Here is a 14413-nt window from a genome sequence, read left to right on the forward strand (position 1 = left end):
TTAGGAAGCTAGTTTATGTGCCAAGTCATGGATAAAGGCGTCTTCTGCAGCGTCCGATCCGGACACCCGACGCTCCATCTCCCGAAAATACCCGTCTAGGTCAATTTTCCAGGCTTTCCCCAATTTAAAGGCACCCGGGATAACTGCCAGTCCGAACTCGTCTTTCGCAGCACAAAGCCGACGAATAGTTGATGGGGCAGGTGGCGTGCTGTCGTACTCAAAAACGACCTCTATAAAATCCTCAATCGATACCGGACGCATGGCAATCTCCCGAACTCACTGGTTTGGACGCATCTGATCGTCTAAAGCGTGCCTTTTCAGAAGCACTGCTGATCAGACTTTGAGATCACTCTACGTTTTTTTCGGGAAGAGCAAGTGCAAAACGACCGCATAAAAATGCCGTCGTTTTGCGCAAGTAACAGGGATTGGGTGTGTCAGGGCATCAATTTTGGCGATGAGCCAAATCGTTAGCGGCGAGGCCTATCCTTTGCCGAACACCTCCTTGAGTACTGAGTGGGCTTGGAACTCAGTGGCGATTTGCAAAGGCGTCACCCATTTACCTGAATTTTGATCAAGGTACGTCTTCTCAAGGATTCCACCGGCGCTGACCATTCTGTTTACTAGGTCTAGTTCATCACTTTCAATTGCAAGCATAAGGGGGGTATAGCCTGGAATGGGGTAATTCTGTTCTGCGTTGGTGTCTGCTCCCTGCTCGATAAGCAGTCCGGCCATCGCCCGCAAAACATCCAGGTCAAACGATTTTCGCTCTGTTTCAACCAGAATTTTTCCTGCCGCTTGGTGGATGCTTTTATACCTAGGGTTGGAGGCGGCTCGTTCCAGATACTGCCGTTGGGCTTCGAGGGTCATACCAAGACTCCCTGAGGTATATCGCCTGATACTTTCAAGTAGCACCTGGTCTTGGGGCACCTGTGTTATCTGTTTCAAGACCTCACTCTTGCCCTTTACCAATCCAATTTTCTGAATGCAGTAGTACAGGGGTGTGCTCAGCTCGATGCCGGCTCTGGAATCCGGCGCGCAACCCATATCAAGTAATTTCCGCAGCACATCGAGCCTGTTGGTGTTGATAGCGGCTGTTAGCAGGGATAGGCGCTTCTTCTGCGTAGTCGCATTCAAAACTTCTGGCTTGTGTGGCTTTTCACTCAGCAAAGTGAAAAACGAATCATCACCTGGCTTTTGGTTCGGGGTAGTGACATCCAGCAACTGCACAGCCTGCAATAGTGCTGAGTCGCCCGCATCGGACAATTGATTCACGTTGGCGCCAGCGTCCAGAAGTTTTTCTACAGCGTCTGCGTTTTCCCTCCATACGAAATAGGTAAGTTGGGGTAGTCGTTTCTGGCGAAGCTGGCCGATTTTTATCTTCCGATTTGGATCCTTGGTGGAGGGTTGCTTGGCGAGGTCCTCATCAGTTACAAGAATCGACCCGAGGAAGTCTGGCTCCTGCTGCGGGTACTCTGTTCCGGGGAACGCACCATCAGACGGAAATATCCTTGGAAAATGTCCGCGATACTGAGGGATGAACCAGTTTTCAAGATGTTTGTCGTATCGTGACGACACAGCGGTTCTGTCGCCGAGATCTAGGGGTACTTCGAGCCCCAGCACTACCTGCGCATTTCGAAGTTGCCTGAGAAATGTCTTAGGGGGGGATGGGAATATTGCCGCTACGGCCAGGGCCTCTTGGATAATTAGGCCCTGATTCGGCCCTGCATGAAAATAAGACTGCTCAAACGCTCTCTGGTAAGCCTCAGCGGCACGATCCAATTTTCCTGAGAGGGTGAGCCAGCGCGCTTCATGCCAGCTTTGACAGTAGGAGAGCGAGCCTGAGGGGGCAACCTTTGGTAAAAAGATCTTGAAATGTGTGAGTACCTGTTGAGTGAAAGCTTGATCCGTGGATGCCTTTTCACGAACAGGATTCAGTAGTGTTGCGAGCATCGTATTCAGCTTCGCGATCGGCTTGAATTGGGGAGCTTTTAACAAGCACTCATCAACAATTCGAGAGTGGATATCTTGCGGGTTTGCAGGGGAACGGCCCTGTGTCCGTTCGATTGCAACCTCTCCAAAAGTCAGATCTCGGTAATAATCAACGGCTCGCGCTGTAACGAGCAGCGCTCGCAATCGAGTTCTCTGTATTTCATCGAAGAATTTGCCAGCATCTTGTTTAGAAAAGAGGGCGCTGAGCGAACTCAGAGCAGGAAGCTGTGTGCCCGTTTGCCACCTTCGCATGCGGTCTTTCACTTCTTTGCTGAGTTGGTCATAGAAATCGTCCCAGCCAGGTACCGATAACTCGAACCATTCGAACAAAGTTGCAATGGCTTGCTTTCCGGGCGTCAGCAACTGTTCTGGGGGTGGACCGTCGAGGTTATTGCTGGCGCTTCTCAAAGCTTCAGCTCCAAAGGAGCTGAATAGGTGACTCGAGAGAATTCTCAAAGCTTCTGTGCGAGAAATTCCCTCTAGGCTCAGGTTCGAAACATACCAGCTGTATGCTTTGCAGAAGGCGGTTAACTTGGCGGCCACATCTCGCCCAAAATCCTCTCCGATGTATCGTGATAGCGGTTCATAGACTACCTTGTCGGTTGCGACGGGAATGGCTCTATAATCAAAATCCCACTTACTGGCATGGTCGTCAATCCACTTATCAGATCCCTTTGTGTCAAACGCTCGTGCAAGTGACCTAATGATCTCGAGGTGGTTCGGATAGGCAGGAATGCTATGCAAGAGTGGCCTCCCTGCGCTCGAGTTGACGAATATCTCTAATGAGGTTCTGTAGGGTCCGTCGGTCGCTGGGGCTCGTCGGGATAACCACTGTGCCCACTCCAGGTAGTTCGATTTTCCCGTGCTTTTTGCCAGACTGATATCGCCAGCCGTTCTGAAGTAGCTCTTTAATCAACTGATTTATATCCTTATCGCTGCTTACTCGTTTCATCGTACTCTCCCGCAACAATCGAGCGGGCACGAGGCCCGCTCTCTTGTAACGCCTATTCAGAATCCTTTTTTGCAACAGTCCTTTGAGCCCTGGCGACAAACGAATCCTTACTAACTCCACCGCCAGATTGCTTGGCGGTGGCGCTCTGGATCCTTGCCACATCTGCGGCGGTCATGGGCTTGCTTGAAGGTTTCTTGCTCATGTCATATCTCCGTTCATTGGTTGTTTGAATAGTCCCATCGGGACCCTTTGAAATTTACAGACGCGGAGATAAATCGTCGGCAGCGCAGTTGGAGGAAAAATCTGGTTTTTTTGCGGGTTGATATTCGGTGGGCTTACGTAGAGCTATTTTTACCACTCGATTGAAACCATAAATTCCAACCTTTCTGCCGTTTTGGGAATTTCATTCAAATCCAAATCAGGCAGATTCCATCATTTGACCATGTTGCCTGATTTGGATCGGTGCCACGGCCCGCGTATCTGATTTGGATACTTCACCCAATTCCCAAATCTCGAGTTTGTTTAATCACTCTGAGATTTGGGAGCCATGCTTGCCTGGCGAATCTGATTTGGGATCCGCGTTGTGCTCCCAAACCTGTTTTATAAACATCTGAGAGGCAGGGTTAGTTAGCATGTCTTAGGCGTCATTGAAGGGCAGATGGCGCGATATGTTAGGTAAAAGAGTGAACCGCTGGTGCACCTGTGGGTACAGCCGTAATTTCTGCGATTTCGGCCAATTCAGAGATAGTGCACCGCTGGTGAACCTGCAGGTACACCAACTTTAGAACAGAGTTTGAGTTGGAAGGGAGCGGTGTACCCCCAGTGAACCTACAGGTATACCGGTGTGGCAGATGCTGGGTTTGGATATCGGGCGGGGTGTACCCATGGGTTCACTGGCGGTACACCCTCAGCGTCGCCAATTCCATTTCCAGTATGGGTAGGTTCGTGGGGCTTGTTGCGGAGATGAGGGAGGTGGCTCTTTATAGCCGGTCAGTTGACGAGCGACGGACGTTGGCACCGACAAATACAATGTTTCATTTCGCTTTCCGACCATCCCGTCTTTTCTGAACAGCTTGCCATGAGCCATAAAGGTCACGTTGTGTTCATACTTGAACACATCCAGTCTTTCGACTTGGATACGTCCGGGTTTTCCTTGCTGCATAACCTGCAAGATATCCCCGCGGCGAGCACCAAGGATCTTTTCACAAACTCGCTGTTTGGCAACTTCAAGTTCTGATTCCCATTGCTCGATTTTTTCTTCGGCAGAGGCCAACCCGTCTTGCAGTAGCTGCAGCGCCTGGAATTGTTCGCTGGGCCACCAAATCTTCATAGCACGCGCCAACTTCTGGTGTAAGTCGGAATCTAGAAGGTCGTACACGACAGACGAGGCGAGCGTATGCATATCCTCAGCGTCCAGTAATATTTGAAGCAGATCCCAGTCTTCTCGGTATATTCGAACCTCTGGGTCGATGTGAGTAGTGCGCTGCCGTTCAGGTAAAAAAGATAGCGGTCCCAGGTGATCAATTGGAACCTGATCCGTCTCATAGATCTCGGCGGGTGATTGTTGCTCAATCCGGAGCCAAGCATGTGTTCCCGACACGCAAAGGTCGGCTTTGGCGATCCAATACGATTTCGGCGAAAAGATATACCGAACGCTCTGACAATACTCTGAGCTATTCAGAGGGATTGCTGAAAAGGCCAGCTGCAGCTCATCAACAAATCGCTTGGCATTGCCAAGGTGCCGTAGTAGTTCCTCGGAAACGCGGACCACTACGAATTCGTTCTCGGCCCGATGGCTGTATTTTTCAGATTTCGGGAATACCAATACATGCTTGGCGACCAATGGCAAAAGAGCATCCAATAGGCCGGCGGCAACCTGTCTTGCAGAAACAAATGGTGTGTTTGGTAGGAACTCTTCAAAGCGCTTAATTGCCGTGGTCAAAACTGCAGAAGCTAGTGGGGGCTCGATTTGCGTGAGCATTGATCCCTTAAACTCGAATCGTCCCAACTCGGAGTTCTGGCCCAGGACAGTTTGAGCAGCCTTTTCGAACAGTTCTTTTTTCCGCTCAGACAAATGAAGCCCAGGTCGGATAACCTTCTGATTAAGCTGCCCCCTAAGCACGTCCAGGTATGCAGTCACTGGTGGGGCAGGTCGATCTGCATTTCCGTTGAATCGCGTCCAGTACCCTCGAGGAGGCCTGGGGATGCCAAGTTTGGAGCACCCTTTCCTTAGCGCGGCCGCTGAAACCCCAAGTTTTTCGGCTGCCTGCCAACTAGGCATCGACCAAACAAGGAAAAAAAGCTCTTCTCGCTCTTCGTCGAGCTCCCTATTGTCTGAACCTGAATCCATGGACTATTCCCCTTATAGATCTTCAGAGATTTTAGGCAACTTTCCCTTGTATGCTCGGTGATCAATTCGCTACGGCCGGATTTGGCATACGACGTTGGTTTCCATGAGCGATTCGTTCAGTATATGTGGCACATCTTTACAGGACTGGCAGTACACTCTGGAAGGGCAGGATGCATTTAACAAAAATCAAGGACATCAAAGGGTTCCGAATTTTCAAAGACTTCAGTTGGCCAGAGAACCTTGACGACTTTGCTCGCTTCAACTTGATCTATGGCTTAAACGGAAGCGGTAAAACAACATTGACGAGCATTTTCTCTAATCTGGAGCATCGGCGCCCGACTAGCGCATCGTCACTGCACTTTGAGTTCGGTGACAAAGTGGTAGACGCAAAGTCGCCTCAAACCGCCTCCATCCCGCCGGTCCGGGTATTCAACCGAAGCTTTATTGAACACGCTATCTTTGAAGATCCTGCGCAACGGGAGTTGGCTCCGGTTTTTTACCTGGGTGAGGACTCCGTTGAAAAGCAGAAGGAAATCTCTGAGTTAAGGTCTCAGGTCGAAACTATTGTTGAAGATCTCAAGTCGCTCGAATCCCAAAACAGTACCAAGCAGAAAGGATTCGACAAGTTCTGCAGTGAAGGCGCATCCAGCATAAAAAATGCTCTCACGCGGCCTGGCGGGAGATTTAATAATTACAATCGGCCAGCTTTTGAAAGCCGAGTAGAAGAGCTGTTGGCTTCTAGTGGCACCCGCTTGGAGGAGACCGAAAGAGAGCAGCTTCTGGGAGTTGCACATGCGCAACTCATGAAAACGGTTGCTAACGTGAAACTGCCTTCGATTAAATTCACGGAATTGACCCAAAGGGTCGAGCTTTTGCTGGAAAGGTCTGTAACGGCATCAGTTATCGAGGAGCTTCGCGACAACCCCAAGCTAGGCCAGTGGGTTCAAACCGGCCTAAATCTGCATAAACACCATTTCGAAACAGACCGCTGCCTGTTCTGTAACCAGAGCCTCCCGGAAAGACGTTTGGACGATCTGGAAGCTCATTTCAACGATGAGCTTAATCGGTTTCAGGAGGAACTGGACAACCAAATTCAGAGTGTCGAGTCTTCGATCAGCGCGATTAATGACTTCGAGCTTCCGGCTGCTGGGTTACTCTATCAACACCTTCAGGCTGACTTCGAAAAAAGCGCGGGACGGTGGAAGTCCAGCAAACTGAGTGTTGTTAATTTCCTTAACACCCTGGTATCGGCGCTCAAGACAAAGCGTGAAAACCCCTTTAAGCGAATGGAGCTTCGGGATTATCTATTCGCATTCTCGACAGCGGCAAAAGACTCTAACTGGCTACTCAAAACCGCCAGTATAGCTTTGGATGCCTCTCAGAATATCGCAGCGCAGTTTGGGCTTGAGGTTATCGAACGGATCAATAATTTAATCGACGAGCACAATCGGCACAGCTCATCATTCGAGCAAGAAGTCCAGGTCGCGATGAATCGCGTGGCAGACGACATGGTTCTCTCGGCGCTCGATGAGTACCAACAATATAAGGACGATTTGCGGCAGCTGGATGCCAGCCTTCAGGACAAAAGGAGCGAACGCGATAGGAAAAAAGCCCGAATGAGGCAGCTCGAAGAAGAGATGCGTCATCACCTAAAAGCTGCCGAGGAATTAAACGAAGAGGTGGCGGCATACCTTGGGCGGCGAGAACTGACATTCGAGACGTCTGACTCTGGGTATCGTTTATTTCGCCATGGAGAACCGGCTTATCATCTGAGCGAGGGCGAGAGGACTGCTATAGCTTTCATGTATTTCCTGAAAACGCTCGAGGATGAGAGCTTGGATCTTACAGAAGCGATAATCGTGATAGATGATCCAATATCGAGTTTGGATGCAAACTCACTGTATAGCGCTTTCAGTTTCATGAAAACGAAAACAGCAGAAGCCGCGCAACTGTTCATTCTCACACATAATTTTCAGCTCTTCCGGTTAGTTCGAAATTGGTTCGACCATATGAACCGAGGAAAGAAGAAAAATGCGCTGAATGCTCACATGTACCTTCTCGAACCCAAATGGGCCGAAGGAAACCGGTCCTCGTCGCTGGTTCCGCTTGACCCTTTACTCGCTAATTACGAATCCGAGTACCATTACCTCTTTAAGCAGATCTGGTCCGTCGCTCAAAGTACAGAGGCTGCGCCTCTCGACCAGTACTACGTGCTTCCCAACGTGGGCCGGCGGCTATTGGAAACCTTCTTAAGCTTCAAATTCCCAGGTGGAAAACCCGCTCTTGGTTTGTTGATGTCTAAGGTTGAGTTTGATCCGGCAAAGAAAACCCGCCTATTGCGTTTTTTACATGTTCATTCCCATCACGATCGTGTTGCTGATCCGGAGCACGACCTCTCAACTCTCAGCGAAGCTCCCCAGGTGTTCTCTGACCTATTGGAGCTCATGCAAGCTTTGGATGAAGGGCACTATAAAGGCTTGGTAGCGAGCATACAGCAACAGTGATTCTGGGTAAGCGACCGGTACTATTGATTCCTGCCGTTAGCAGGCTACAGTTTGAGTATTCTTGTCGTAAATAAGGAAGTAACCAATGCCGATAACGGACTACCACGCCAAGTATTTTGCCTACGAACTCACCAGGCAGCGCCGTGGTGGTGACGTTGGTCGTCTGACCCAATCGCTGTTCGATGCCTCAGTAGACCTGAACCCCCACCAGATTGATGCAGCGCTCTTTGCTTTGCAGAACCCCTTGGTAAAAGGTGTGATCCTGGCGGACGAGGTCGGCCTGGGTAAGACCATTGAGGCTGCTCTGGTGCTGGCACAGTACTGGGCAGAGCGTAGACGAAGATTGATTGTTGTTTGCCCTGCGGCTTTGCGTAAGCAGTGGGCAAACGAGCTGGCAGAGAAATTTCATCTGCCCTCGCAGGTTCTGGATGCCCGAACCTATAAGGAGTTGCGTAAGCAGGGTGTGGCAGACCCGTTCGACCAGCCCGGTGTTAACGTCATTTCTTACAATTTTGCTGCGAGGATGTCGCAGAAGCTACGGCTTACACCGTGGGACTTGGTTGTGTTCGACGAAGCCCACAAACTTCGTAACGCCCACCGGGAAAGCCACCGTACTGGCCAGGCTATTAAAGAAGCTTTCGGTTCTTGCAACAAGCTGTTACTGACGGCGACGCCTCTACAAAATTCCCTTATGGAACTGTACGGCCTGTCAACAGTCATCGACAGTCAATTGTTTGGTGACGCACTAAGCTTCCGTCGCCAGTACCTGCGCGGTGGAGAAGACCTGGAAGGCCTGAAAGATCGGCTTCAGGAGTTCACCAAGCGAACCTTGCGTAAACAGGTTCTGGAGTACATCCGCTACACACAGCGACGCGCCATCACTATTCCCTTCGCCCCTTCGGAAGATGAACTGCGGCTTTATCACTTAGTGTCAGCCTACCTGCAGCGTGAGAATAGTTACGGTGTCCCCCATCAACAGCGGCACCTGGTCACTCTGGTGGTTAGAAAACTGCTGGCATCCTCCACCAGTGCCATTATCAATACGCTTGAGACGATGATCGACCGGTTGAAAAGGCTGGAGCAAACTCAAGAGGATGAAGATAACTGGCTGGAAAAACTGATTGGTAGTGAGGATGTCGAAGATGACTTCCTTGACGAAGCAGCTGACGGGGAGGGTGATTACCAGGTTGAACAACTGGATGAGCCGATACAGCTGGACCGCCTCCGAGGAGAAATTGCTGAATTACAACAGTATCTGGACCTTGCACACAGGATCACCGAAGACGCCAAATCTGAGGCGCTACTAAATGCGCTGGAACAGGGTTTCCGCCACATGACGGAGATGGGGGCGGAGCGTAAGGCCGTTATCTTCACCGAAAGCCGCCGAACTCAGGATTACCTGCTCAAGTACCTGGAGCGCCATGGCTACCTCGGTAAGGTCGCCACATTCAGTGGTACCAATAATTCCAGCACTACGCAGGCGATTTACAAGCGATGGCTCACGCGTAATGAAGGTTCTGATCAGATTACTGGTAGCCCTGCAGTTGACCGGCGCACAGCGATTATCGATCACTTCAGAGACGATGCAGAAATACTCATTGCCACCGAAGCTGCAGCAGAGGGCGTTAACCTTCAGTTCTGCAGCCTAGTCGTCAATTATGATTTGCCCTGGAACCCTCAGCGAGTAGAGCAGCGCATCGGGCGCTGCCATCGCTACGGCCAGAAATTTGATGTCGTCGTCATCAACTTCCTCAACCAGAAGAATGAGGCAGATCGGCGGGTTCTTGAACTGCTCAGTGAGAAGTTTCACTTGTTTGATGGCCTGTTTGGTGCGTCAGACGAAGTGCTGGGCCGAATCGAGTCCGGTGTCGACTTCGAGAAGCGCATAGCGGCCATTTACGACACCTGCCGGTCTCAGGTCGAAATCGAACAGGCTTTCAATGATCTTCAAAAGGAACTGGAAGAAAGCATCAACCGGCGAATGCAAGAGACTCAGGAAAAGCTTCTGGAGCATTTCGATGCCCAAATTCATGATTTGCTGAAGATCCAGCGCGAGAAAGCAGAGCAACAGTTGGACCGGGTAAGTCGCCTCTTCTGGCAGCTCACGAGGCATCAACTTTTCCCCTTCGCAACCTTTGATGAGAACCGTCTGTCATTTGAGTTGAATGAAAGTCCGTTAACCAAGGTGCCTACCGGTGCTTACGAGCTGATTCGAAAGGGCGAGAAACCGTCAGAGCACGCCCACCTATACCGGTTAAGCCACCCCCTCGGTGAGTACGTTTTGGACACTGGCCGTAGGTTGGAAACGCCGGTAACGGAAATGGTGTTCAATCTGACTGGTCACGAGGCGAAACTTTCTGCACTCCAGAATCTGCCGGAAAAATCCGGATGGCTTGAACTGAATTTGCTTGAGCTGCAAAGCTTTCAGCGTGAAGAGCACCTGGTTTTTACCGCAGTCACGGATGGAGGACAGCATCTGGATGAAGAGCAGTGCGAGCTCATTTTCCGGTTGCAGGGTGAGGTGCTGAGCAACGAACTTGGCGGCCCTGATCAGCAAGCTGGACGCCAGCTAAGTGAAACCGTCACCCGGCAACTGGATGCCCGGCTCAGCCGATTGCTTGACGAGAACAACGAATACTTCCAGCGGGAGCGGACCAAGCTCGAAGCCTGGGCGGACGATCAGTTGTTGAGTGCCGAGCAAAAACTCGAGGACACCAAAACCCAGATCAAAGAGGCAAAGCGCCAGTCCCGCCTCGCAGAGAGTGTTGAAGATCAGAAGCATGCTCAAGAAGAGATTAAGCGTCTTAGCAAGTTACAGCGCCGGCAGCGACAGGAAATATTCGATGTGGAAGACGAGATAGAAGCCCGCAGGGATGCCTTAATTGATGCGCTGGAGCGCCAGATGCATCAGAGCAGTAGCACCCATCACCTGTTTCGAATTCGATGGCGCCTAGCCTGATCTTTAGCTGTCAGTTCGATTAACAATCTCCTAGCTATTTGTGGGAGAATCCTCAGCATTTCTGACCTGCCAAGTTCGATTTTTAAACAGGGAATACCATGAGTAACGCGACACAGCAGTTAAAAGCCCAGCAACGTCGACAGAAATTCGCCGACCTTTTGCGCGAAATGTTTCAGCTCAATCAGCCGGAACTAGATTTTGGGCTCTATCGCATCATGCATGCCCGCAAGGACGATGTTAACCGTTTTATTGAGAAGGACCTGCCCAGCATTACCCAAAAGGCGTTCCAGGACTTTGCCAGCCAAGATAAAACTGCAATTGAGAAGGAGCTTCAAGAGACGGTTGAAGGGTTAGAAAAAGCCAAGGTGAATCCGGAAACGAACGAGTATGTACAGGAACTGAAAGCTAAGTTGAGAGACGACTTTGACTTGGCACGCGAAGAGGGCGAAGTCTACGACGCGTTGCTCACCTTTTTCAGCCGTTACTACAACGAGGGCGACTTCCTGTCACGCCGGGTATACAAAGACGGCACCTACGCTATTCCCTACCAGGGGGAAGAGGTAGTGCTGCACTGGGCCAACAAAGATCAGTATTACATCAAAAGCAGCGAAACCTTGCGGGATTACAGCTTTCGCCTGAACCCGGACGCCGGCCCCGGCGAAGATCCCATGCGCGTTCATTTCAAGCTGGTCGATGCCGAAGCCGGTGCCAAGGATAACAACAAAGAATCCGCTGACAGTCGCCGGGTCTTCTTGCTGGACGTTGAGAAACCGTTTGCGTTGATAGAGGGTGAAGCAACCGAGCACGGTGACCAGAATACGGAACTGCAATGCCGGTTCGTGTTTCGGCCGGCAACGGAAAGTGACTGGACGGAAACCGAGAAAAAGAAGGCGACAGCTGCCGCACAGAAGAAACCGCCGACACAAGATGCGCTTAGAGCGATTGCAGAAGAAAGGCTTTTGGGAGCAGCTGCTAATTTTCCCGAACCCTGGAAGAATGCGCTGGCGAAGCCCTACCGCAAGGCTGATGGCAGTCGGGCTGATTATTCAATGCTGGCTGGGCAACTGAACAACTACACCAAGAAGAATACGTTTGATTATTTCATTCACAAGGATCTTGGGGGGTTCCTGACTCGAGAGCTCGACTTCTACATAAAGAATGAGTTGCTGGATTGGAATGATATTGCGTCGTTGAAGAATGATACGGCGAGACTCGCTCCGTTGTTGAGCAAGATTGAAGTGATTCGTTCCCTGGGAGAGAAGATCATTGCGTTTCTTTCGCAGCTCGAGAATTTTCAGAAGAAGCTGTGGTTAAAAAAGAAGTTTGTAACGCAGACAGATTACTGTCTTACACTAGATCACTTTCAGGGTCGAACAGAATTTTTGGATAAGGCTCTAACGAACGATCGGCAACTGCAGGAATGGGAATCGTTATACAAAGTAGATATCAAGGAGATGAAAAGAATACGGGATTCCGAGGGCTGGCTGGCTGTTCTGGATAAGCCAGAGTTCCGATATATGATGCTTGATACCTCGTTTTTTGAGTGCTCTTTTAAGGCAGAGATCCTGACTGGATTAGACGGTTTGGATAAGTCCTGTAATGGTCTTCTCGTTCATTCTGAAAACTTTCAAGCACTTAATCTGATCCAGGAAAGGTACAAGTCAAAAATCAAGTGTATCTATATTGACCCGCCTTACAATACGGCAAGTAGTTCTATCCCATACAAGAATGACTACCGCCATTCCGCGTGGGCAACACTCATGAATGACAGAATTGAACGTTTGAGCCATCTATTACCTCGAGATGGGGCTATATTTGTGAGTATAGATAAAGCCGAGAGAACCGTTTTAGAACACGTAATGGATTCTGTCTTTGGTGAAGACAATAAAGTGGAAGAGTTAATATGGGCCATGAATACTAACAATAGTCAAGCCCCTAATTACTCAACGAATCATGAATACGTGTTGGTCTATGCTAAAGATCGAAACCAGGCTGAGCAAGATTTTTCTATGTTTAGGGAACCAAAGCCTGGTTACGAAGAAATTATGTTGTTGGTTGATGAGATAAATCCAAGTTATCCCAATCTTTCTGATGCACAAAAAGAGCTTCAAAATCTATTTAGAAGGCATAAAAAAGAGCTGCGTGAGCAGTTGGAAGAAGAAGGTTTTGACTGGGATGCTGAAAAGAGTAATGACCCTTGGAAGGGTATTTATAATTACAACAAAATGGAATATCGAGATAGCGAAGGTAAGATAGTGGCTGAGCCCTTTGCAAAGGGGGCCAACGCCAAACTTTTAGTGTGGCGTGAAGATAATATCTCTATGCCGGCGACCAAGCAGGCTGATAGCACTCGCGATCCAGATCACGTGAATTATCGGTATTACAACCCCGTTCATCCTGTGACTGGAAAAGCGTGTCCTCACCCAAAAAGTGGATGGAAGTTCCCCTACGATCGTGCTGAAGGGTCAGACCGGAAGACATTTAAAACATTGGATGCCGATGGCCGAATTGCATGGGGAGATGATGAATCGAAAATTCCTCAGCTCAAACGATACTTACATGAGGTCGAATCAAATATATCTAAAAGTATATTTTCAGACTACTCAGATGGAGAAAAACAAACTTCCGCGATGTTTGGACGCTCTGGTATGTTCCTGGCGCCGAAACATGCTGATTTCGTCTCAAGATTTATACTACAGGCGGCAAAAGAAGATAGCATTATATTGGATTGTTTCGGTGGATCCGGGAGCACGGCGCACGCAGTTATAAAATTAAATAAGGCAGATAACGGAAAAAGAAAGTACGTTCTTGTAGAGATGGGTGCATATTTTGACACCGTTCTCAAGCCAAGAGTAATCAAGGCTGCGTATTCTCAGGATTGGCGTGCAGGGTCACCGACCAAACACACAGGTGTGAGCCATATCATCAAAACTTTGAGGCTCGAAAGCTACGAAGATGCACTGGGTAATCTTGAGGTCTCTCGGCCTGGCACGCATGGTCAGCTGTTCGGTACTGAGGATGGTGATTCATTCGACTCGGCTCGCGAATCTTACATTCTAAATTACATGCTATCGGTAGAGACGAGGGGCTCTCAATCACTGCTGAATGCGCGTAAATTTGTTGAGCCGACGGAATATAAGCTTGATGTTCGTTCCGCAGGCGGTGACGAGACAAAACCAATAAATGTCGATCTCCTTGAGACCTTCAACTACCTACTGGGCTTAGAGGTAGAACATATTGCTGCTCCGATTCACTTCGAGGCAGAGCTGAACCAAGGCGAATATGGCCGCTGGCAAGCAAAGGTTAAACGTAGCGAAACCGGCAAGTGGTGGTTCAGAACCGTCTACGGCACGAACCGAGCGGGGCAACAGGTGCTGGTTGTATGGAGAAACCTTCCCTCGGTCATTGATGGCGAGGCCGATGGCATCCAGAAGGACAATGCCGTGCTGGATGCGGTACTAATCCAGAAGCTCTCTATTCGCATGACCGAAAGCCAGGACGACGAGATCGATGTGTTGTACGTGAATGGTGACCACAACATCAGTATTCCCCGGTCCCGCAAAGGTGAACCCATGGAACAGGCGCGTATTCAGCTGATTGAGGAAGCTTTCCATCGGCTTATGTTCGCTGGCACCGAAGCGGTTCTTTAAGGGGATTAT

The 14413-nt window shown here is 49.8% G+C and carries 7 protein-coding genes; 3 read left to right on the forward strand and 4 right to left on the reverse strand.

Annotation, left to right across the window (positions count from 1 at the left end; translation table 11 throughout):
* From ACN0XM_RS16490 to ACN0XM_RS16505, 4 genes are all read right to left on the reverse strand, one after another.
* Positions 1-261: a hypothetical protein gene (locus tag ACN0XM_RS16490; RefSeq protein ID WP_417568031.1), complete on the reverse strand. Its 261-nt coding sequence runs from the start codon at positions 259-261 to the stop codon at positions 1-3.
* Between the two features lie 219 nt (positions 262-480).
* A complete protein-coding gene (locus ACN0XM_RS16495) occupies positions 481-2733 on the reverse strand; it encodes a hypothetical protein (protein WP_417568032.1) in 2253 nt (750 codons plus the stop codon).
* A 260-nt stretch (positions 2734-2993) separates the two neighbouring features.
* Positions 2994-3143 (reverse strand): hypothetical protein, encoded by a 150-nt coding sequence (locus ACN0XM_RS16500; RefSeq protein WP_288992021.1) that lies wholly within the window; start codon positions 3141-3143, stop codon positions 2994-2996.
* A 705-nt stretch (positions 3144-3848) separates the two neighbouring features.
* Entirely contained in the window at positions 3849-5291 is a 1443-nt protein-coding gene (locus ACN0XM_RS16505) for a hypothetical protein (RefSeq protein ID WP_417568033.1), read from the reverse strand.
* 170 nt (positions 5292-5461) lie between these two features.
* Between ACN0XM_RS16505 and ACN0XM_RS16510 the strand changes: the two genes are divergently transcribed.
* The 3 genes from ACN0XM_RS16510 to ACN0XM_RS16520 all read left to right on the forward strand — a co-directional run bounded on the left by ACN0XM_RS16510 (position 5462) and on the right by ACN0XM_RS16520 (position 14404).
* Positions 5462-7795, forward strand: coding sequence for an AAA family ATPase (locus tag ACN0XM_RS16510; RefSeq protein WP_417568034.1), 2334 nt, complete (start codon positions 5462-5464; stop codon positions 7793-7795).
* 85 nt (positions 7796-7880) lie between these two features.
* Positions 7881-10754: an SNF2-related protein gene (locus ACN0XM_RS16515; protein WP_417568035.1), complete on the forward strand. Its 2874-nt coding sequence runs from the start codon at positions 7881-7883 to the stop codon at positions 10752-10754.
* A 98-nt stretch (positions 10755-10852) separates the two neighbouring features.
* On the forward strand, positions 10853-14404 hold the full coding sequence (locus ACN0XM_RS16520) for a site-specific DNA-methyltransferase (protein WP_417568036.1): 3552 nt from the start codon (positions 10853-10855) through the stop codon (positions 14402-14404).
* The last annotated feature ends 9 nt before the right edge of the window (positions 14405-14413 follow it).

The sequence above is a fragment of the Marinobacter sp. genome (assembly GCF_048269445.1).
Lineage (GTDB): Bacteria > Pseudomonadota > Gammaproteobacteria > Pseudomonadales > Oleiphilaceae > Marinobacter.